The 18677-nt window shown below is 71.5% G+C and carries 23 protein-coding genes; 9 read left to right on the top strand and 14 right to left on the bottom strand.

Translation table 11 applies throughout. The features are described 5' to 3' along the window. Positions 1 to 57 precede the first annotated feature (57 nt). On the bottom strand, positions 58 to 1716 hold the full coding sequence (locus ACFVTF_RS24565) for a PQQ-binding-like beta-propeller repeat protein (protein ID WP_387816486.1): 1659 nt from the start codon (positions 1714 to 1716) through the stop codon (positions 58 to 60). Positions 1717 to 1893: 177 nt separating this feature from the next. On the opposite strand from ACFVTF_RS24565, the gene ACFVTF_RS24560 reads away from it, so the two are divergent. Continuing rightward, entirely contained in the window at positions 1894 to 2238 is a 345-nt protein-coding gene (locus ACFVTF_RS24560; protein ID WP_387816484.1) for a hypothetical protein, read from the top strand. 133 nt (positions 2239 to 2371) lie between these two features. On the opposite strand, the gene ACFVTF_RS24555 is transcribed toward ACFVTF_RS24560, so the two are convergent. Then, positions 2372 to 3331: a pirin family protein gene (locus tag ACFVTF_RS24555; protein WP_371516145.1), complete on the bottom strand. Its 960-nt coding sequence runs from the start codon at positions 3329 to 3331 to the stop codon at positions 2372 to 2374. Positions 3332 to 3527: 196 nt separating this feature from the next. Continuing rightward, on the bottom strand, positions 3528 to 4211 hold the full coding sequence (gene rpe / locus ACFVTF_RS24550; RefSeq protein ID WP_387816482.1) for a ribulose-phosphate 3-epimerase: 684 nt from the start codon (positions 4209 to 4211) through the stop codon (positions 3528 to 3530). Positions 4212 to 4475: 264 nt separating this feature from the next. On the opposite strand from rpe, the gene ACFVTF_RS24545 reads away from it, so the two are divergent. Continuing rightward, entirely contained in the window at positions 4476 to 5327 is an 852-nt protein-coding gene (locus tag ACFVTF_RS24545) for a hypothetical protein (RefSeq protein ID WP_371516147.1), read from the top strand. A gap of 110 nt (positions 5328 to 5437) precedes the next feature. Here ACFVTF_RS24545 and ACFVTF_RS24540 read toward each other — a convergent pair whose 3' ends face one another. The 3 genes from ACFVTF_RS24540 to ACFVTF_RS24530 all read right to left on the bottom strand — a co-directional run bounded on the left by ACFVTF_RS24540 (position 5438) and on the right by ACFVTF_RS24530 (position 7646). After that, a complete protein-coding gene (locus tag ACFVTF_RS24540) occupies positions 5438 to 6226 on the bottom strand; it encodes a C39 family peptidase (RefSeq protein ID WP_387816479.1) in 789 nt (262 codons plus the stop codon). A 69-nt stretch (positions 6227 to 6295) separates the two neighbouring features. Further along, positions 6296 to 6904, bottom strand: coding sequence for a DUF4188 domain-containing protein (locus ACFVTF_RS24535; RefSeq protein ID WP_387816557.1), 609 nt, complete (start codon positions 6902 to 6904; stop codon positions 6296 to 6298). Between the two features lie 112 nt (positions 6905 to 7016). Beyond that, positions 7017 to 7646, bottom strand: coding sequence for a TetR/AcrR family transcriptional regulator (locus ACFVTF_RS24530; RefSeq protein WP_371516149.1), 630 nt, complete (start codon positions 7644 to 7646; stop codon positions 7017 to 7019). Between the two features lie 100 nt (positions 7647 to 7746). On the opposite strand from ACFVTF_RS24530, the gene ACFVTF_RS24525 reads away from it, so the two are divergent. Beyond that, positions 7747 to 8217 carry a hypothetical protein gene (locus tag ACFVTF_RS24525; RefSeq protein ID WP_387816476.1) on the top strand — a complete coding sequence of 157 codons (471 nt, stop codon included), beginning with the start codon at positions 7747 to 7749 and terminating at the stop codon, positions 8215 to 8217. 29 nt (positions 8218 to 8246) lie between these two features. On the opposite strand, the gene ACFVTF_RS24520 is transcribed toward ACFVTF_RS24525, so the two are convergent. After that, positions 8247 to 8942 carry a Crp/Fnr family transcriptional regulator gene (locus tag ACFVTF_RS24520; RefSeq protein WP_387816474.1) on the bottom strand — a complete coding sequence of 232 codons (696 nt, stop codon included), beginning with the start codon at positions 8940 to 8942 and terminating at the stop codon, positions 8247 to 8249. Positions 8943 to 9192: 250 nt separating this feature from the next. Between ACFVTF_RS24520 and ACFVTF_RS24515 the strand changes: the two genes are divergently transcribed. Genes ACFVTF_RS24515 through ACFVTF_RS24505 form a run of 3 tightly spaced genes read left to right on the top strand, consistent with a single transcriptional unit; the run spans position 9193 to position 10447 of the window. Then, on the top strand, positions 9193 to 9420 hold the full coding sequence (locus ACFVTF_RS24515) for a hypothetical protein (protein ID WP_387816472.1): 228 nt from the start codon (positions 9193 to 9195) through the stop codon (positions 9418 to 9420). Next, a complete protein-coding gene (locus tag ACFVTF_RS24510) occupies positions 9411 to 10154 on the top strand; it encodes a hypothetical protein (RefSeq protein ID WP_387816471.1) in 744 nt (247 codons plus the stop codon). Before ACFVTF_RS24515 ends, ACFVTF_RS24510 begins: the two co-directional genes overlap by 10 nt. Then, a complete protein-coding gene (locus tag ACFVTF_RS24505; RefSeq protein ID WP_387816468.1) occupies positions 10151 to 10447 on the top strand; it encodes a DNA-binding protein in 297 nt (98 codons plus the stop codon). Before ACFVTF_RS24510 ends, ACFVTF_RS24505 begins: the two co-directional genes overlap by 4 nt. Before the next feature lie 126 nt (positions 10448 to 10573). Here the strand turns inward: ACFVTF_RS24505 and ACFVTF_RS24500 are convergent, their stop codons facing one another. The 3 genes from ACFVTF_RS24500 to ACFVTF_RS24490 form a co-directional block, all read right to left on the bottom strand. After that, positions 10574 to 11560 (bottom strand): aldo/keto reductase, encoded by a 987-nt coding sequence (locus ACFVTF_RS24500; RefSeq protein ID WP_387816467.1) that lies wholly within the window; start codon positions 11558 to 11560, stop codon positions 10574 to 10576. 112 nt (positions 11561 to 11672) lie between these two features. Beyond that, positions 11673 to 12515 carry an ABC transporter permease gene (locus ACFVTF_RS24495; RefSeq protein ID WP_387816465.1) on the bottom strand — a complete coding sequence of 281 codons (843 nt, stop codon included), beginning with the start codon at positions 12513 to 12515 and terminating at the stop codon, positions 11673 to 11675. Then, positions 12515 to 13486, bottom strand: a complete 972-nt coding sequence (locus ACFVTF_RS24490; protein WP_387816463.1) for an ATP-binding cassette domain-containing protein — start codon at positions 13484 to 13486, stop codon at positions 12515 to 12517. The genes ACFVTF_RS24495 and ACFVTF_RS24490 overlap by 1 nt, the downstream gene beginning before the upstream one ends. Positions 13487 to 13585: 99 nt before the next feature. On the opposite strand from ACFVTF_RS24490, the gene ACFVTF_RS24485 reads away from it, so the two are divergent. Continuing rightward, complete coding sequence (locus ACFVTF_RS24485) at positions 13586 to 14320, top strand: TetR/AcrR family transcriptional regulator (protein ID WP_371516160.1); 735 nt, start codon at positions 13586 to 13588, stop codon at positions 14318 to 14320. A gap of 45 nt (positions 14321 to 14365) precedes the next feature. Here the strand turns inward: ACFVTF_RS24485 and ACFVTF_RS24480 are convergent, their stop codons facing one another. The 4 genes from ACFVTF_RS24480 to ACFVTF_RS24465 all read right to left on the bottom strand — a co-directional run bounded on the left by ACFVTF_RS24480 (position 14366) and on the right by ACFVTF_RS24465 (position 17457). After that, positions 14366 to 15817 (bottom strand): pyridoxal-phosphate dependent enzyme, encoded by a 1452-nt coding sequence (locus ACFVTF_RS24480; RefSeq protein ID WP_387816461.1) that lies wholly within the window; start codon positions 15815 to 15817, stop codon positions 14366 to 14368. 240 nt (positions 15818 to 16057) lie between these two features. After that, entirely contained in the window at positions 16058 to 16807 is a 750-nt protein-coding gene (locus ACFVTF_RS24475; protein ID WP_387816459.1) for a hypothetical protein, read from the bottom strand. 18 nt (positions 16808 to 16825) lie between these two features. Continuing rightward, on the bottom strand, positions 16826 to 17017 hold the full coding sequence (locus ACFVTF_RS24470) for a hypothetical protein (protein ID WP_371516163.1): 192 nt from the start codon (positions 17015 to 17017) through the stop codon (positions 16826 to 16828). Further along, positions 17014 to 17457 carry an ATP-binding protein gene (locus ACFVTF_RS24465; RefSeq protein ID WP_387816457.1) on the bottom strand — a complete coding sequence of 148 codons (444 nt, stop codon included), beginning with the start codon at positions 17455 to 17457 and terminating at the stop codon, positions 17014 to 17016. Before ACFVTF_RS24465 ends, ACFVTF_RS24470 begins: the two co-directional genes overlap by 4 nt. A 170-nt stretch (positions 17458 to 17627) precedes the next feature. Between ACFVTF_RS24465 and ACFVTF_RS24460 the strand changes: the two genes are divergently transcribed. Next, positions 17628 to 18488, top strand: a complete 861-nt coding sequence (locus ACFVTF_RS24460; protein WP_387816455.1) for a helix-turn-helix domain-containing protein — start codon at positions 17628 to 17630, stop codon at positions 18486 to 18488. Next, on the top strand, positions 18485 to 18677 hold a 193-nt coding region (locus ACFVTF_RS24455), incomplete at its 3' end, for a DUF397 domain-containing protein (protein WP_387816453.1). The genes ACFVTF_RS24460 and ACFVTF_RS24455, both read left to right, overlap by 4 nt.

Below are 18677 nucleotides of genomic sequence, written 5' to 3'. Positions count from 1 at the left end.
GGAGGGTTGAACGCCACTGCGGAAGCAGCGACCAGGCGCGCCGTCAGGAGCCCGGCCTCACGCTAGAGAGATCGCACTCACCTTGCCGTACCGGCCTGTGATGTACAACGTGCCACCCACGACCACCGGCCGACCGCGCTCGCCCTCTTCCCACACGCTGCACGGCCCCGAGCCCACCTGTCCTCCCCCCGATGCTTCGAAGGCGAGCAGACGTCCACCGCGGTGCCCCACGTAGACGATGCCTCCCACTACGAGAGGGGCGGTCGTGAAGTCCCCCGGCGCGGTTGCCCGCCATCGCTCGGCACCGGTGGCGGCATCGAGAGCGACGAGCAGCCTCGGCTCGCTCACCAGGACGACCAAATCGCCGACGGGGACGGGAGCCACCTGGGTGCGGTGCTGGGTGGGGTGCTGCCACCGCAGGCGGCCACTGGCGGCATCGCGGGTGTGGACCGTACCTTCGGCGTCCACGAGGTGCACGGCTGCGGCAGAGGCCACGGGGGCGCCGACCACGGGCTCCGGAAGCCTCTTGCGATACACCTCCTTGCCGGTTATGAGGTCCACAGTCACCAGCAAGTGCCGGAAAGTGGCGGTTTGCTCGACCAGAAACAGGAGGCCTTCGCTTCCGCCCCACTGAGGGAACAGCGGGTTCCTCGGGGCATAGGACCAAATGGTCTGCCCGTCGGACGGGTCGACAGCCAGGACGCGGCCCGCTGCGAAGCCGGAATCGCTGCTTCGGCTGCCCGCCGGACCACCGAGCACAATGAGCTTGCCTCGATGAAGGCGGGCCGGAGCAAGAACAGGGTGGTCTGCCAGCAGTGTCCGCCACCGGGGTCGTCCGTCGGCGGGGTTCAGGGCGTGGAGACCGCCCGTTCTACCCGGGACGTACAACGTACCGTCGGTGAAACGCGCCAGTGCGTGGTCGATCTGGAGTACTGCCTCCCAGCGCATCTTCAAATCGGGCAGTCCGAAAGCCCGGAGCCGGTTGCCAGCGATCGGAATGTAGACGGCATTGTCGCCCACGACGGAGTGCTGTCCGGAGGACGGCTTGAGCAGGGTGGGTTGCAGCTTGCCCTGCGCGTCGTCGATGACCCGCAGGTATGGCGGATCCCAGACCACAACCCACTGCGCTGATCTGACCGGATGGTACGCCTTCTCCGAGAGCGGGACCTGCCAACGCACCTTAGGACGCCGGGTCCGCGCGGTGGCGTTCGTAGGGTGATACAGGGCCGCTTGAGGGGCGCTCTCCTCGGGGGTGCCCCGGGTATCGGCGTAGGTTTCGATCTCGGCGATGAACTGGTCGACTGTTCCGGCCCGCAGCTCGTTCTCGGGCGAGACCTTCACCCAACGCGAGGTGGCGGGTGATGCGCTCAGCACCTTCGTCAGGTTGACCCAGAACAGTTTGCGGATCTCCATGTCGTAGACGACCCCGATGACTGGTAGCACGTTGTTTCGCCAGTCGTCCGCATGCTCGTCCACCGGGATCGCATAGCCCCGGGCCCGCCGATATTTACTTGACCTGCTCCCGGCCGTCTTGACTTGTACGGCCACCATCCGTCCGGTCCGTACCCGGTCTCGGGTGAAGGCGACGAGGAAGTCCTCGCCCAGATCTGCTCCGCCGTCGATCGGGTACACGACATGGTCGTGGTCCTGGAGAAGCGCCTGAAGGGCGTTCGCGCCAGCGAGTTCGATCCGACGATTCGGTGGAAGGGTGGCCATCGGTTGTTCTCTCTGCACGACGCTACGAGGTCTCGACTTTAGTGCTGGGCCCCGACAGTGCTCTTCGGCTGTACAGAGACCGTGAACCGAGCCAGGCGAGGAGGACGGGTTCAACCTTCTGTGTGCCGGCACCTTCGGGTTCCCGCTCCGATCTTGTCCCGTGACAAGACTCGTGAGTTGACCGGACTTTTCGCGATCTTCGCCCTCCTGCGCGCCGCAATCTGCGACGACCTCGACATCACGGAGCCCCAGGTCCTGGTCGTCTTCAACGGCGAGCACGGTTCCACCAACCGCACAGCCACCAACCAGGAGTACAAGGCGAACCGGAAGGCGCCGCCGGAGGCGCTCAAGCCGTTGCAGTTCCTCGCGCGGTCAAGGACGGACTGGACGCGCACGGGATCCGGCGGGTCGAGGTCGACGATGTCCAGCCGCCATCCGCTGATGGTTCAGTCAGAAGAGTCAGCAAGAGGTCGGCATCAGTACGAGCAGACCTTGCGACAGACGCCCAAAATTGGGAGTTGAGAGTACACCCGTATCGCATCCCACGGAGATGCCGAGCCGAGGAATGGCCGCCCTCCGCCGGGGCCGGCGCATATCCACCCGGACCCGTCGAGAACGATGGCCGGATTCGCCACTTCGGCATCATCCTCGCGGGTCAGCGCACGCGCCCCCGGGCCTTCAGCGGGAGGGCGGGGAGCTCCGGCGCCCGCAGCCGGTCGCCGGCGTAGCCGTGGACGTCGCCGAAGCGGGCGGTGGACATCCAGTCCTCGCGGGCCTGGGTGATCTCCTCACCGGACCGGCCGATGAAGTTCCACCACATGAGGATCTTCTCGTCGAAGGGCTCGCCGCCGAGGAGGAGGACGGCGGCGTCGGTGCGGGCGTGGAGGGGGAGTTCGGGGCGGCCGCAGCCGAGGTAGAGCATGGAGCCGGGTTCGACGCGGACGCCGTCGACGTCGACGCTGCCGGACATGGAGAGGACGGCGTACTCGAAGTCGGGGACGAGCGGGAGCTTGAGGTCGGCGCCCTCGGTGAGGGCGAGGTCGGCGCCGACGAGGGGGGTGTAGGCGGTGCCGGGCGAGGTGGCGGTGTCGAGGGTGCCGAGGATGACGGTGCCGTGCAGGCCGGGGGCGGTGACGACGGGCAGGTCGGCGTGGTGCTCGAAGGTGGGGGCGGTGTGCCGGTGGGCGTCCGGGAGGGCGACCCAGAGCTGGGCGCCGTGCAGGAAGCGGGCGTGCGGGCGCGGGGATTCCTCGGAGTGGGAGATCGCCCGGCCGGAGGTCATCAGGCCCAGTTCGTACGGGCGGACGGTCTGGAGGCTGCCGAGGCTGTCGCGGTGCAGCACCTCGCCCTGGTGGAGCCAGCTGACCGTCTGGAGGCCCATGTGGGGGTGGGGCGGGACCTGCATGCCGGGCTCGTCGGCGATGTCGTCGGGTCCGTAGTGGTCGACGAAGCACCAGGCGCCGACCATCCGGCGGCCCAGGTTGGGGAGCAGGCGGCGGACCATCGTGCTCTCGCCGAGTTGGACCTGGCGCCCGGTCAGCAGGTCCTTGACCGGTCCGGTGTCGGCCTCGCGGCCGCAGGTGGTCGGGGAGGGCTTGCGATCGAGGTTGCTCATGTGCGGTTCCACCACCGTGCGAGAGGGGCCGGGCGAGGGGCGTTCGCCAACGATCATCCCTGACGGCCGGTGGATCCTCCACCCCGCGCCGGGCGGAGCCGGGCCGGGGCCGGGCCTGGCCGGACCCCTGGAGCACGCCCGACCCTGCCCCTGAACGGCCCCTGAACGCCCCGGCCCCTGAACGGATCGTCCGGGCTCAGTGCCCGCAGGCCCACCAGGCGTCCGCCGAGGCCTTCGTCGCGAGCTCCCGCAGCTTGCGCACGGCCTCGGCCGGGTCCTCGGCCCCGTACACCGCCGAGCCGGCCACGAACACGTCGGCGCCGGCCTCGGCGCAGCGCTCGATGGTGGCGGCGGAGACGCCTCCGTCGACCTGGAGCCACAGTTCCAGGTCGTGCTTGGCGATCAGCTCCCGGGTGCGGCGGATCTTCGGCAGCATGATGTCGAGGAACGCCTGGCCGCCGAAGCCGGGCTCGACGGTCATGATCAGCAGCATGTCGAGCTCGGGCAGCAGGTCCTCGTACGGCTCGATGGGCGTGCCCGGCTTGAGGGCCATGGAGGCGCGGGCGCCCTTGGCGCGGATCTCGCGGGCGAGGCGGACGGGCGCGGCGGCGGCCTCGACGTGGAAGGTGACGGAGCCGGCGCCGGCCTCGACGTACTGGGGGGCCCAGCGGTCCGGGTCCTCGATCATCAGGTGGCAGTCGAGCGGGATGTCGGTGGCGCGGGCGAGCGATTCGACGATCGGGACGCCGAGGGTGAGGTTGGGGACGAAGTGGTTGTCCATCACGTCGACGTGCAGCCAGTCCGAGCCCCTGACGGCCTCGGCCTCGTCGGCGAGCCGGGCGAAGTCCGCGGACAGGATGCTGGGGTTGATCTGCGCCATTACCGACTACCTTCACACGAGGGGTCACAGGAGGGCTGCGGCGTCCCGGGAGCGGGCACCTCGTCCCATCATCTCGCGCCGCCGCCCCGCCGGGCGCACGCCGGGACCTCCCCGTGACCGTCATCACACCCGGTCCGGGATTACCGTGGCCGCCGCCGTGGTCATCAGCACTGAAGCGGCCCGCGCGCGCCCGATCCGTCGGCGCCCGCCGAGCCGCCCCGTCCGGCCGGGTTCGCCCCGCCCCTCTCCGAGGAAGGTCCTTCGATGGCCGATCTCGTCCACCCCGCCCGTGCACTGTGGTGGCTCTTCGAACCGGTGCACTCCGTCACCTACTTCCTGCCCGAGAGCCGCGAGGCCTACGAGGCGGCCGGACTGCGCGGCGGCTGGCGCGGCTACTTCGCCAGCCGGTCGGCGCCGCTGGGTGCGGTGGACGCGCCGCCGGTGATCGCCGCGTTCTTCAGCTTCTCCCCGGCGATGGTCGAGCGCGCGCTGCCGGAGGTGTGGACGCACGCCAGCCCGGAGGAGGCGCTGGCCGCCCGGCTGAAGGGCTCGGCGGCGGCGCTGGCCCGGTTGCTGGAGCACGTGGACCCGGCGCAGGTCGAACTGGTGGTGGAGGCCCTAGAGCGGGCCGCGGGCCGGCTCGACTGCGTCGGCCGGGTGCTGGCCGCCGCCAACGCCGCGCTGCCCCGCCCCTCCGGCCTGTACGAACGGCTGTGGCAGGCCGCCACGGTGATGCGCGAGCACCGCGGGGACGGCCACGTGGCGGCCCTGGTGGCGGCCGGCCTGGACGGGTGCGAGGCGCTGGTGATCCGGTGCGCGATGGACGTCCGGCGCGAGATGCTCCAGCCGATGCGCGGGTGGACGGACGAGGAGTGGGACGCGGCCGCGGCGCGCCTGGTCGAGCGGGGATGGCTGACCACGGCGGGCTCGGTGACCGAACTCGGCCGGATCCGGCACCAGTCCCTGGAGGCCGCCACCGACCTGGCGGCGGCGCGGGTCTGGGAGGACTACCCGCGCGCCGAACTCGACCGCCTGGCTGGCGCGTTGAAGCCGATATCGACGCTCTGTCGCAGCCAGCTCCCGGTCAACCCGGCCGGCCTGCCGGACAACCCCTGATCAGCCCCCGGCCAGGGGTCGGTCAGCCCATGATCAGCCCCCGACCGGGGGTTGGTCAGCCTCCGACCAGCTCCTGACCAGCTCCTCACGAGGTCCCGACCAGCCGCCGGTCAGCTCCCGACCGGTTGCTGGTCGGGGACCGATCGGGCGCCACCCGCTCCACCCGTGCCCGGCGGGCCGAGGACGATCCCCCGCCCGGCGTAGAAGCGCTCGAACGACCGCCACGGGACGTGCGCGAAGGACTGCGACTCCCCCGGGAATCCGGACGGGTTGTGGATCACCACCGCCGTGTCCGTGGCGCCCACCACCAGCACCAGGTGTCCGCCCCGCCGCACCGGCGCCGGACCGGCCGGCTCCCGGATCGCGGGGTGCACCGACACCATCACCAGCCGCCCGCCGGCCACCTCGGCCGCCAGCTCCGCGGGCGCCAACTCCCTTGCCTGCGCGGCCAGTCCCCACCGCCGCCGGACGTAGTCGGCGAACGGCGTGTGGATCAGTCCGCGCAGGCTCTCGCCGTCCCGGACGTAGGCCCCCGCCGCCACGCACTCCCCGGCCAGCGTGAGCGCCGGCGGCGCCAGGCCCCACCAGTGGTCGAGCGCCATCCGCAGGCAGGCCACCCCGCACAGCCGCCACGACCACCACGCGTACTCCTCCGGGCTGGCCGCACCGGACTGCCCCCACCGAGGGTCCTCGGCCGCGTCGACCTGTCCGTCGATGATCACCCGCACCAGCTCGGCCGATTCCCACTGCGCGTGGTACGGCACCTCGTGCACCACCGGCCCGCCCGTCGGCCCGCCCAGCTGTGCGCCCGCCGGTGCTCCGGTCGGTGCGCCGGTCGGCGCGCCCGCCCGTACACCTCTCGGCGCGCCCGTCGGCATCCCGCCCTGCTCCTCCGCCATCCCCCGACGCTCTCATGCCGCGGCGCCCGGGCCGACCCGCGACACTCCCTGAGCGCCCGGTGAGCACCCCTACTCGGGCACGCGCTGCCCCGAGGCCTCCCCTGAGGCCTCCTTCGAGCCTTCCTTCGCGCCCTCCTGGGCGCCCTCCTGCCGGCCCTCGTTCGAGCCCTCCTGCGGGCCCTCCCCCGACCGGTAGGCCAGTCGCTGCGACGCGCGGCGCCCGCGCGCCTCCAGCGGCAGGGAGCCGGTGGCGCCCGCGAGACCGAACGGCGGCATGTCGAAGTAGATCGACTCGTACCCGCCCTCCGGCACCACGTACGTCTCGTGCCACAGCCCGACGTGCCGACGGGCCTTCCCCTCCCGCAGTTTGCGGTTGACGATGCCCCAGACGCTGTGGTGGAAGCCGTCCGGCGCGCTCGCGTAGCCGTACAGCTTCTCCTTCGACTCCCAGTACTGGACGACGTAGTACGTGCGCGGCGAGGCGGTGAGCAGGATCCGCCCGCGCAGGCCGCGTTCGGGGCTGCGCCCCAGTTCGTACAGCATCCGGAACATCGCGAACATCACCGGGCCCCAGTGGTGGACGGCCCAGAAGCGGTTGATCCGCATGCCGATCAGCAGCACCACGGTGTCGCCGGTGGCGCCGGCGGTGGTGTAGCCCGGCGTCGGCTTGGCGAACATCGATCGGACGAACGTCGTTCCCATGGACATCTCAGCCTCCCGCACCCCATGTAATCGGTGATTACATCAGGGCCGGAAAACCCGGTCAAGGCTCGCTGCACGCACAAATCGGTTACTGCGAAGGAAGGTTGGCGATTCCCTGGCCGAAGGTGTCGAGCACCTTCCCGGCCAGCTCCTCCGCCTCCTCCTCCGGCAGGTAGCCGTCCACGATCATCTGCGCCAGCCCGAACACCAGCGCCTGCCCGGCCAGCCCCATCAGCCCCGGATCCCCCGGGCGCAACCGGCCCGCCTCCTGGTCCGCCACGATCAGACCGGTGAACGCCCGGTCCATGCCCTCCAGTTGATCCCGCAGCTCCGGCTCCCGCGAGGCCACGAACACCCGCGAACGCACCAGATCGAACCGGTGCGGATGGTGCAGCGCGTACCGGACGAACCCGAGCCCGACCGCCCGCATCACCGACCCCCTGGCCGACCGTTCGGCCGGATCCACCGCCGCCACCTCGGCCTCCTGGCACCGCGCGAAGTCCGCCAGCACCCGGTCCGCCAGCGCCGTCAACAACGCCTGCCGGTCCGCGAAGTGGCGAAACGGCGCCCCCGCCGACACCCCGGCCCGCCGCGCCACCTCCCGCATGCTCACCTTCTCCTGCCCGTACTCGTCCAGCAGCTCGAACGCCGCGGCGACCAGCGCCTCCGGCAGCGATCCGTGGTGGTACGAGCTGCGCCCGCCCGGCCGTTCCGTCATGCCTGCCTTGCTACCACAGCAGGCCGCCCCACCAGGAAACCTTCACCCCACCGATCGGAGCCCCATGCCCATGCCCACACCCATGCCCATGCCCGCACCCATGCCCACGCCCACGTCCACGTCCACGCCGACCCCCACCCCCCAACCCGCCTCCCGCGCCGCCGCGTTCGCCGCCGCCTACGCCCTCCTCCGCGCCTCCGCCACCCTCGCCGACCACTGGATCCAGACCGACCACCAGGCCGGCGCCAAGGGCCGACCCACCCCGGCCGGCCGCCGCGCATGCACCGCACACGTCGCCGCCTACACCGCCACCCAGGCCACCGCCCTCCTCCTCGGCACCCGCGCCCTCGGCCTCCGCCCCAAACCCCGCCGCCTCCTCGCCGCCCTCGCCCTGTCCGCCGCCACCCACTACCTCGCCGACCGCCGAGAACCCCTCCGCCGGGCCGCCGACTTCACCCGCCGGGGCGACTTCCTCCGCCTCGCCGAACACGGCATGAACGGCGCCTATCTCCTGGACCAGGCCTGGCACCACGTGTTCGAGACCGGCGCCGCCCTGATCGCCGCGACGTGACACGCGACGTGACAGCGGCCGTCAACCGCTCACGGCAGCCCGCCGAGCCGCGCGGCGGCCGCCAGCAGGCCCTCCGGGTCGGTCACGAGGGTCAGCTTGCGACGCCCCTCCGGCATCCCGCCGAACGGCGGCTGCGCCGTGAGCTGCCGCAGCAGTTTGGGGCCGATGGCCAAGCAGTCCGCGAGGTCCTTCTGGGCGACCCGCAGGTGCACGCCGTCGGGCCCGCTCACCGCGAGTTCCTCGTTGTCGAGCAGCGGCGCCAGGAGCCACGCGAGCCGCGCCACGTTGTCGTCGGACCGCGACAGGACCTGGGTCTCCCACTGCCGGCCGATGACGTACGACCAGATCGCCGGCCCGTACGCGTCCTGGAACGCGCGACTCCTGAACCGCTCCCCCGCAAGGGTGACCACTTCGCAGTCCGTGTACGCCGTCACGGTGGCCGTCCGCAGTCGGCGGCGGCCGAACACGGCCATGTCCCCGAGGAGATCGCCACTGTGCCGGAGGACGATCAGCTTCCCGTCCTGGTCGATCCGGACGGTGCCCTCCTTCAGGAAGGACACCGTGTCACCCTCGGCGCCCTGCCGCATCAACTGTCCGCCTTTGCGAAGCCTCCTCACCTTGGCGGAACCGAGGATTCCCTCCCAATCGGCGCCGGACAGGTGATCCCGAAATGTTCGATTCAGCGCGAACGCCTTTTCCGCCGTCGAATTTCCCCACAAGGTCATGGCGAGAGATTAGGGGCACCGCACCCCAACCAGGCTGCACGTCAGGAAAGTTGTCACACACCCGGGCACCTCCCCCGGATCGGGTGCTACCCTGCCGCGCCTTTGGATCGTCCACGAATGAAGCTGTGGCACACCCCACATCGTCAAGAGGCCTCCGGCCCCCTAATTCTCGCCGCCGGGCCGCAGACTCCTGGTCATCAGCTCGACCGCCCGGTCGACGCGCCCGGACCGTACGTTCCAGGAGGCCGCCATGCCCGAACCCCGGCCACTGCCCGACATCGTCAATCGACCCCTGCCGCCGATCTCCGGCCTGCACTGCGTCGAGCTGAAGGGCCTCACCAAGCCGCCGGGCATGCCCGGCAAGCCCGGCAAGCCCGGCAAGGAACTCACCCACCGGGCGGGGCCGCACATCCCCACCCCCTCCGACAACCTCCTCGACCCGCACCGTTCGGCTGGAGAAACCGACCCATGGCTCTGATCACGTACAACAGCGTGCTCGACGTCATCCACCAGCGGGTGACCACCGCCGCCCATCTGCGGCCGGACGTCCTCCCGGTCGAGCTCGGCGGAACGGCCGTCCACCTCGACCTGCCGCAGGCCCGCGCAGGATTGTACGAGCGCCCGGGGGACGAGGCGCTGCGCTCCGAGGTCTGGCGTCGTGCCGTCGCACTCGCCCAACACGACTCGTTGGCCGCTGCGATCGGCTCGACGGAGGTCACCGGGTGGGTCGAGGCCGTGGTGTGGCTCGCCCTGCCTCGGATTCAGCGGGTCGCCCGCCAGACTTCGGCCCGTCTGGGCGCGGACCGGCGCGATGTCGAGTCCGAGGCCATGCTCGCCCTGGTCGAACGGCTGGCCGAAGTCTCCCCGGACGATCCCGATGTCGGCCCGCGACTGCTCGAAGCCGCGGGCCGCCGGGGATGGGACTTCGCCCGCCGCTCGGCCTCGGGTGGGCGACCGGTCGAGGACATCGTCGCGGTGGCCGACGCCCGCACCTCGGGGTCGACCGAGGACTTCCGGGATCTCACGATCCCGCCACCGGGCGGCCTGGCCGCGCCGCTGCGCCTCACCTCTCGCTCGGCGGTCGAGGGTGCGCGGCTCAGCGAACTCGCCGACCACCTCGGCCTGCGCGAGGTGGTCCAGCGCACCCGTCGGCCCCACCGCGGACCGCGGCTCGGGACGCTCTCCCTCCGTTCGGCGGGGGCGGGTCGATGACCGTCCACGCCGAAGGTCCGCTCACCTTCCCCGAACTGTTCGGCCTCCCGCTGGCCGTCGACCTGCGAACCGCCGCCCGTGCCTTCGGGATGTGCCTGGGCACCGCTTACAGCCTCGTCCATCGCGATGCCTTCCCCTGTCCGGTGGTCCGCACCGGACGCCGCTACCGGGTGCCCACCGTCGGGCTGCTCAGCACCCTCGGTATCGACGAACTCCCCATCTATGAGGACGACTTGTCGCCTTCGGTGATCGCTCCCCCGCTCCCGGGGCTCGATTGGAAGGACCTCGCGTGACCACCGCGACCACCGCGCCCGGACCTGCGGCCGCCTCGCCCGCTCCCTGAGACGGCCCCGGGGTCGCCCCCGCCCCGCTGTCCTGCCCCGGTCGTACCGCCGGGGCAGGACAGCGCCCGGGCGCGGCTACCAGGCGTAGTCCTCCGGGGCGGGCTGGTGGCCGGGGAAGAGTTCGTCGAGGCGGTCGAGGGTCTTCTGGTCGAGCTTCAGGTCGAGGGCGGCGACGGCGGCGTCGAGGTGGGCGGGGGTGCGGGGGCCGATGATGGGGGCGGTGACGGCGGGGCGGGTGAGGAGCCAGGCGAGGGCGAGGTCGGCGGGCTCGGTGCCGAGGTCGGCGGCGAGGTCCTCGTAGGCCTGGAGGCGGTCGCGGTGGGTGGCGAGGAGTGCGTCGGTCTGGGGCAGGGCGCCGCGGACGCGGGTGCCTTCGCGTTCCTTGCGGAGGATGCCGCCGAGGAGGCCGCTGCGCAGCGGGGACCAGGGCAGCAGGCCGAGGCCGTAGTGCTGGAGGGCGGGGATGACCTCCAGTTCGATGGTGCGGTCGAGGAGGTTGTAGAGGGACTGCTCGCTCACCAGGCCGAGGAAGTGGCGGGAGCGGGCGGCCTCCTGGGCCTGGGCGAGGTGCCAGCCGGCGAAGTTGCTGGAGCCGACGTAGATGATCTTGCCCTGGGTGACCAGGACCTCCATCGCCTGCCAGATCTCCTCCCAGGGCGTGTCCCGGTCGATGTGGTGCATCTGGTACAGGTCGATGTGGTCGGTGTTCAGGCGCCGCAGGCTGGCCTCGACGGCGCGGCGGATGCCGAGGGCGGAGAGCTTGCCCTCGTTGGGCCAGTCGCCCATCGGCCCGTACACCTTGGTGGCGAGGACGGTGCGTTCGCGGCGGCCGCCGCCCTGGGCGAACCAGCGGCCGATGATCTCCTCGGTCCGGCCCCTGAGGTTGCCCTCACTGTCGCGGCCGTAGGCGTTGGCGGTGTCGAAGAAGTTGATGCCCCGCTCGTGGGCGGTGTCCATGATGCGGTGGGCCTCGGACTCCTCGGTGTGGGGGCCGAAGTTCATGGTGCCCAGGCAGAGTCGGGAGACGGTCAGGCCGGTGCGGCCGAGGTGGGTGTACTCCATGGCGCCCACCTTCGGCCGTACCGGCGTCGGTGTCCAGCACATTCCGTCAGACGAAACAGGCGGACGGACGGACTGGCGGGCGAACTGGCGGACGAACGTCCGACCGCCCCGCTCAGCGCCCGTGCGTGGCGAACTTCCGTACGGCGAGCGGCACACAGAGCGCGAGCAGCAGACCGCTCCAGAGCAGCGCGACGAGGAGGGCGTGCTGCATGGGCCAGGCGTCGCCGGCCGCGGAGGGGTTGCCGAAGAGTTCGCGGCAGGCCTGGACGACGGCGCTGACCGGGTTCCAGTCGGCGACGACCCGCAGCCACCCGGGCATGCCGCCGGTGGGGACGTACGCGTTGGTGACCATCGCGATCGGGAAGACCGCGACGGAGAGTTGGCCGGCGGCGTCCTCCTTGCCGATGGCCAGGCCGAGGCAGGTGCCGACCCAGGTCATCACGAAGCGGAAGAGCAGCAGCAGGGCGAATGCGCCCGCCGCGGCACCGGCGCCCTCGCGCACGCGCCAGCCGGCGGCGAGGCCGACGAGCGCGAGGAGGGTCAGGACGACGACGCTGACCAGCAGGTCGGCGAGGGTCTGCCCGAGCAGCAGTCCGGTGCGGGAGACCGGCATGGAGCGCAGCCGGTCGGTGATGCCGCGGCCGACGTCGCGGGCGGCGCCGACCATGGTCACCATGACGCCGTTGGTGGCGACCATGGCGAACAGTCCGGGCATCAGGAACTCGCGGTAGTCGCCGCCGCCCGGGATCCGCATGGCGCTGCCGAAGACGTACCCGAAGACCACCACCATGATCACCGGGACGCCCAGCGAGGCGGCCAACAGGCCCGGCGAGTGGCGGTAGTTGAGGAGGATGCGGAGCATCGACGTCCAGGTGTCGACGGCCAGCCGGGCCGGTCGGGACGGTGTCGGCGCGGGGCGGGACGGCATCGGCGCGGGGGCGTACATGGCGGCCATCAGGCGGCCCTCCTCGGGTTCTCGGCGGATTCGCGGGTGAGCGCGAGGAACACGTCGTCCAGCGAGGGGGCCCGTACGGCGGCGTCCTCGGCGGTGATCCCGACGGTGTCCAACTCCCGTACCAGCGAGGGCAGCAGGACGGAGACGCCGGGCCGGGTCAGCACCGTCACGGTCCGTTCGGCCGCGTCCACCTGCGCTTCGCCGCCCGAGAGGGTGGACAGCACCACGGCGGCGGCGGCGAGTTGGGCCGGGTCGGCGAGGGTGACGGACAGCTGGCTGCCGATCGCGGCCTTGAGCCGGGCCGGTGGGCCGGTGGCGATGGCGGCGCCGTGATCGACGACGACGATGTCGTCGGCGAGCCGGTCGGCCTCCTCCAGGTACTGGGTGGTGAGCAGCACGGTGGTGCCGCCGTCGGCCAACTCCTTGACGGTGTCCCAGATTTCCTGGCGGCTGCGCGGGTCGAGCCCGGTGGTGGGCTCGTCGAGGAAGAGCACCGGGGGGCTGGTGACCAGGCTGGCGATGAGGTCGAGGCGTCGGCGCATGCCGCCGGAGTAGGTGCGCACGAGCCGGTCGCCGGCCTCGGTGAGGCCGTAGCGTTCGAGCAGTTCGTCGGCGCGGGCGCGGGCGCGGCGGGCGCCGAGGCGGTGCAGCCGGCCGAACAGGTGGAGGTTGTCGCGCCCGGTGATGCCCTCGTCGACGGCGGCGTACTGCCCGGCGAGGCCGATGGCCCGGCGGACGTCCTCGGCGGCGGTGGCGACGTCGTGTCCGGCGACGCGGGCGGTGCCCCGGTCGGGGGCGACGAGGGTGGCGAGGACGCGGACGGCGGTGGTCTTGCCGGCGCCGTTGGGGCCGAGCAACCCGCAGACGGTGCCGGCGGGGACGGCGAGGTCGAGGCCGCGGAGGGCCTCGGTGGTCCCGAATCGTTTCTCCACGCCTGCCATCTCGATGGCGGGTCGGGCGGTGTCGGACATGGCTCTGCCCCTTCTCTAGGTACAGCGTACGTAGAAGCGTGGGTCAGATGCTACTACGTACGTCGTACGTATCTAAGATGGGGGCGAGGTGATCATCCAGTGCCGTCCAACGAACCCCCCAGCAACAGCGAGCGCCCGGCCGCCCCCGAGGCGCCCGAACTGATCTGGCTGCGCCCCGAACGCACCGGCCGCGGACCGAAACCGGCCCACAGCCGGACGTCCATCGCCGCCGCGGCCGTCGAGATCGCCGACGCGGAGGGCCTGGACGCCGCCTCCATGCGCCGGGTCGCGGCCGCCCTCGGGGCGGGCACCATGTCGCTCTACAACTACGTGCCGAAGAAGGAGCACCTGCTCGACCTCATGCTCGACGCCGTCACCGCCGAGTACGAGCTGCCGGCCGCGCCGAGCGGCGACGTCCGCGCCGACCTGGCGGCGCTCGCCCGCCAGCAACTCGCCATCTTCCGCCGCCACCCCTGGCTGCCGGCCCTGGTGCTCGCCCGCCCGGGCATCGGCCCCAACGCCCTGCGCTACACCGACCACTTCCTCGCCGTCACGGCCTCCACCGGCCTGGACGGCGGCGCCCGGATGGAGGCCATGGCCCTGTTCAACGGCTTCGTCTGCCAGTACGCCCAGTACGAGCAGACGGCGGCCTCGGGCGCCAAGTGGCAGGCGGAGCTGGTCGGTTACCTCACCCGGGCCGCCATGAGCGGCGAATACCCGCACCTGGCCCAGGCGTTCGCGGCGTCCGGACCGCCCTCCGATCCGGACGCCGCCTTCGACCGCTCGCTGGACCGGGTGATCACGGCCATCCTGGCCACGCCGACGCCCCGCTGAAACCGCTGGGCCCGCTGAAACCGCCGAGCCCGCTGACCGGCCCCGCTAGCCGACCGCGTCCTCAAGCCGCGCCCGCGACAGCACCGCCACCGCCCGCCCGTCGACCAGCACCGACACGGCCTCGTGCGCGCCCCCCAGCGCCGCCCGCGCCTCGGTCGGCGACTGCCCGACGCCCACCGCCGGCAGCGCCGGCCCGACCAGCGCGCCCGACGGACCACCCGGCGAATCTCCCGACGAATCACCCAACGGATCGCCGGGCTTGGCGCCGCCGTCCGCGAGCGCCGCCTCCAGCACCGCCCGCGACACCGAGCCGACCACCTCCGTCGCGCTCACCCCGTACGGCCTCGCCGCCCGCGCCAGCACCACCGGCGCCACCCCGCCGGGCACGGCGCGCAGCGCCTCCAGCGCCTCGCCGACCGTCGCACCGGCGTCGACCGCGACCAGCGGGCCGGCCCCGGCGAGCAGCGGCCGAAGACCGTCCGCCGCCTCCGACCCCGCCTCCGACTCCGACTCCGACTCCAGGAAGCCCCACTGCCGCATCCAGTCGTCGCTGTGCACCTTGGACAGGTAGGACCGCCCGGAGTCCGGCAGCAGCACCACCACCAGGTCGTCCGGCCCGAGCCCCCGCGCCACCCGCAGCGCCGCCGCCACCGCCGTGCCCGAGGAGGGCCCGGCCAGGATGCCCTCCTCGCGGGCGAGCCGACGGGCCGTCAGCAGCGATTCGCGGTCGGGGATGCACTCGAAGGCGTCCACCACCTCCGAGCGGTAGGCCTGCGGCCAGCGGTCCTCGACGGTGCCGGGGTGGAGGAAGTGCCCGATGCTCTCGACGAACCACGGGCTGCCGTCCCCGCCGCCGTACATCGAGGACTCCGGGTCCGCGCCGATCACGGTCACCGAGCCGCCGGACACCTGCTGGAGGTACCCGCCGGTGCCGGTGACGGTCCCGCCGGTGCCGACGCCCGCGACGAAGTGGGTGACCCGGCCACCGGTCTGCTCCCAGATCTCGGGGCCGGTGGAGCGCACATGGGCGTCAGGATTGGCCAGGTTGTCGTACTGGTTGGCGAGCCAGGCGCCGGGGATCTCCTCCACCAGCCGCTGCACGACGTTGAACAGGTGCGCCGGGTCCTCGGCGGGCACGGCCGTCGGAGCGAGCACCACCTCGGCGCCGTACGCCCGCAGGATGTCGGACTTCTCGGGCGCCGACTTGTCGGACACCCCGGCGATCACCCGGTAGCCGCGCTGCCGCCCGACGATGGCCAGCCCGATGCCGGTGTTGCCGGAGGTCGCCTCGACGATCGTCCCGCCCGGCCGCAGCAGGCCGTCCCGCTCGGCGGCCAGCACCATGGACAGCGCGGCGCGGTCCTTGACGCTGCCGCCGATGTTGAGGAACTCGGCCTTGGCGTAGATCGGCGCGGGCAGCCCGGCGCCGAGCCGGGCGAGGCGGAACAGCGGCGTCCCGCCGATCGCGTCGAGTACGGATTCGTGCACTGCGGCCATCACGGCCTCCTTCGATCGGTGTCCGCCCGAGCCTGCCCGAACGCGCGGTCAGATAGTCGCCGGCAGCCCCGGATCGTCGAGGCCGGGCACGCGAGGGATCTCGACCATGAAGGGGCGCGAACAAAGGCGCGTGGCACCTCTTGCGCGCCCCTCAGACCTGCCGCGCTCCAAAGTGCGCAACGGCGCGGCCCGCGCCCGCCCCGCCGATCGGGGTGTGTGCGGAGAGTGATCGGCGCACGATCAGATCAGCGGGTCGAAGAGGTCGCGCCCCCAGTGGCCGAGCCAGGACGCGGTGGTCGACCACCGGGCCCGACCTTCCGCACCTTCCGCACCTTCCGTCGACTCGTCGTACGGCAGCACGGCGGTCGGGGCGAGCCAGCCCTCCCCCGGGTCGATGCGGACCCGCAGCACCTTGAGCGGTCTGCGCAGGGCGACGAACATCCGCAGGTCGTCGGTGTGGGGGCAGTGGGTCTCGTAACGGTCGTGGACGGTACGGCAGATGGACTTGATGTCGGTGTCCGCGAGCAGGAGGTAGCGGCTGCCGGGACCGAGGTTGACGCAGAGGCGGCGGCGGGCGGTGTCGCGGTCCGGGTACGGCAGGTTCTGGTGGTTGTCGACATGCAGGCCGAGGCACCGGCCGTTCTCGGGCAACCGGTGGGTGACCAGCTCGCCGGGCGGGTCCTCGGCCGGTTCGAGGGCGACGTGCAGCGGATCACCGAGGAGGTCGACGAGCGCGGCGACGGTGTGGACGTCGGTGACGGTCCCGGGGAGGCGGAAGAACTCGATCAGGCCGCTGTCCTTGGTGAAGGGGCCCGGCGCGTAGCGCTCGGGGTGGTCCTCGGGGAGCGGGGACCAGTCGCCGGCGGGGACGACGGCCCCGTTCTCGTAGTCGAGCTCGCCGTGGACTCTGCGGACGTTGCCGATGTCGCAGCGGGCGCGGAGGGCCGCCGGGTCGCGGAAGGCGATGGCGGCGGGGTGCATGGTCGTCATGGGGTGAGCGGCCTCGGTTCAGTCGTTGTCGTCGTCGGAGTTGTCGCTGTGGCGGTTGATGCCGGTCATCAGGGCGGCGGCCAGGGTGGTCCACCAGACGACGTCGGCGGTGGCCGGCTCGCGCGGCGGAACGAGGTCCGCGGCGAAGCAGGCGAGGGCGAGGCTGGCGGCGGTGATCGCGGCCGTGGTGGCGAGCTTGATGACGCTCAACTTTCGGGCGAGGGAACGTTGCTGTTCGCGGCACGGAGGACGCGCGCCCAGACGCGCTTGCCCGTGCCGCACCGCGCGATCACCCCGAAGTCGACGGCGAGCCGGCGGGCGAGTTCGATCCCGCGGCCGCACTCGTTGAGACGGCCCGGCCGCCGCTCCAGGAGCGGGAGGTCGCCGCGGGGGTCCCAGACTTCGAGGCGGCATTCGCCGTCGAACTCCTGGAGGTAGAGCCGGACTTCGCCGTCGCCGTGACAGGCGTGGACGACGGCGTTGGTCACGAACTCGGAGGCGATGAGGACGAGGTCGTCGACCGGGTCACCGACCCAGCCCCAGGAAGTGAGCTGGTCACGGACCAGGCGGCGGGCGGTACGGACCGAGGTTTCGTGCTCGGTGAGGGTGGTCTCCCAGGTTCGGAGGACCGGGTTACGCAAGGTGGACATGAGTCACCCCACACCTTCAGTGGCGTGTTCGTGCGGTCACGGTGAGTGTGGCCGACATCAAATCGAACTCGCAACCCGAACGCAATCACAAATCCGTGGATCTTGAAACGGGTTGAGTCGCCCGCGCATCATGGCGAGACTGGACCCAAACTCAGAGGGAGGGGCGCCACTTGAGCAAGGACTTGTCAGCGATCAGGCAGATCCGCCTCGGCGACGAGCTGCGCAACTGGAGGCTGTACAACAACAAGACCTTGACCGAGGTCACAGAGGGCCTGAAGGGCTGGAACGCCGCTCGCCTCAGCAGAATCGAGCGTGCCCACCAGCAGATCAGCGCGGCCGATTTGAAGACGCTGCTCGATCACTACCGCATCGAGGGGCGAGAACGCGAGGACTTCGAGAGCCTGCTCAGCGACGGCCCTGCAAGGCGCTGGTGGCGCGGACTGGACTTTGCCGACAGCATCACCTCAGCCTTCGCGGAGTACCTTGACCTCGAAGCCGACGCCTCGCACATTTCCGAATACTTCCCTGCCGCGTTCCCCGGGTTGCTTCAAACCGAGGGCTACGCAACCGAGATGATCGCGGCCAGCCTCAGCGCCCCCAATGACGAACAGATTGAGGCCGCCACAGAGGTCAGGATTCGTCGCCAGCGCAGGCTCACCGACAGCCACCCGCTCAACTTCGAGGCGTACTTCGGAGAGGTCGCCCTGCTGGTGGCCGGAGATCAGAGGGTTCTGGCTGATCAGATCCGGCACGTCATCAAAGTGACTCAGTACCCGAACGTGACCGTCCGCATGGTGCCACTCAGTGCTGGCAGGCCTGGAATTCTGGCATCAGGCGTGGTGCTGATGCGCTTCCCTGGAGATCCAGAAGGGGGATTCGTCTTCATCGAAGCAGTCGGCGGTATGCTCCCGCGTAGAACGGGACGCGACGTACGACGAGCCGAGCGGGCCATTGGCCGTGTTGAGCGCTGCGCGTTGTCACCCGAGGACACCATCACCGCCCTTGAGCGCAGGTTGGAAGAGCTGACGTGAGCGAGAATCACAACCCTTACGACCACAAGTCGACTGATGCCGCCTGGATCAAGTCCCCTTTCTCCGCTGACGATAACGGCAGCTGCGTAATCATCGCGCGCTTCGACAACGGCGACGTCTGGCTCGGTGACGACAAGAACCCGAACCGCCCCCACCTCGCCTTCGACCAGGCCGAATGGACCGCCTTCA

Source organism: Kitasatospora sp. NPDC057940, from assembly GCF_042887425.1.
GTDB lineage: Bacteria > Actinomycetota > Actinomycetes > Streptomycetales > Streptomycetaceae > Kitasatospora.
The sequence above is the reverse complement of the archived record's forward strand: the minus strand, read 5'-3'. Positions and strand labels throughout refer to the sequence as shown.

Coding starts and splice junctions, on each gene's coding strand:
- ACFVTF_RS24565 (WP_387816486.1), bottom strand. CDS start 1,716: ATGGCCACCCTTCCACCGAATCGTCGGATCGAACTCGCTGGCGCGAAC.
- ACFVTF_RS24555 (WP_371516145.1), bottom strand. CDS start 3,331: ATGAGCAACCTCGATCGCAAGCCCTCCCCGACCACCTGCGGCCGCGAG.
- rpe (WP_387816482.1), bottom strand. CDS start 4,211: ATGGCGCAGATCAACCCCAGCATCCTGTCCGCGGACTTCGCCCGGCTC.
- ACFVTF_RS24545 (WP_371516147.1), top strand. CDS start 4,476: ATGGCCGATCTCGTCCACCCCGCCCGTGCACTGTGGTGGCTCTTCGAA.
- ACFVTF_RS24540 (WP_387816479.1), bottom strand. CDS start 6,226: ATGGCGGAGGAGCAGGGCGGGATGCCGACGGGCGCGCCGAGAGGTGTA.
- ACFVTF_RS24535 (WP_387816557.1), bottom strand. CDS start 6,904: ATGTTCGCCAAGCCGACGCCGGGCTACACCACCGCCGGCGCCACCGGC.
- ACFVTF_RS24530 (WP_371516149.1), bottom strand. CDS start 7,646: ATGACGGAACGGCCGGGCGGGCGCAGCTCGTACCACCACGGATCGCTG.
- ACFVTF_RS24525 (WP_387816476.1), top strand. CDS start 7,747: ATGCCCACGCCCACGTCCACGTCCACGCCGACCCCCACCCCCCAACCC.
- ACFVTF_RS24520 (WP_387816474.1), bottom strand. CDS start 8,942: ATGACCTTGTGGGGAAATTCGACGGCGGAAAAGGCGTTCGCGCTGAAT.
- ACFVTF_RS24515 (WP_387816472.1), top strand. CDS start 9,193: ATGCCCGAACCCCGGCCACTGCCCGACATCGTCAATCGACCCCTGCCG.
- ACFVTF_RS24510 (WP_387816471.1), top strand. CDS start 9,411: ATGGCTCTGATCACGTACAACAGCGTGCTCGACGTCATCCACCAGCGG.
- ACFVTF_RS24505 (WP_387816468.1), top strand. CDS start 10,151: ATGACCGTCCACGCCGAAGGTCCGCTCACCTTCCCCGAACTGTTCGGC.
- ACFVTF_RS24500 (WP_387816467.1), bottom strand. CDS start 11,560: ATGGAGTACACCCACCTCGGCCGCACCGGCCTGACCGTCTCCCGACTC.
- ACFVTF_RS24495 (WP_387816465.1), bottom strand. CDS start 12,515: ATGGCCGCCATGTACGCCCCCGCGCCGATGCCGTCCCGCCCCGCGCCG.
- ACFVTF_RS24490 (WP_387816463.1), bottom strand. CDS start 13,486: ATGTCCGACACCGCCCGACCCGCCATCGAGATGGCAGGCGTGGAGAAA.
- ACFVTF_RS24480 (WP_387816461.1), bottom strand. CDS start 15,817: ATGGCCGCAGTGCACGAATCCGTACTCGACGCGATCGGCGGGACGCCG.
- ACFVTF_RS24475 (WP_387816459.1), bottom strand. CDS start 16,807: ATGACGACCATGCACCCCGCCGCCATCGCCTTCCGCGACCCGGCGGCC.
- ACFVTF_RS24465 (WP_387816457.1), bottom strand. CDS start 17,457: ATGTCCACCTTGCGTAACCCGGTCCTCCGAACCTGGGAGACCACCCTC.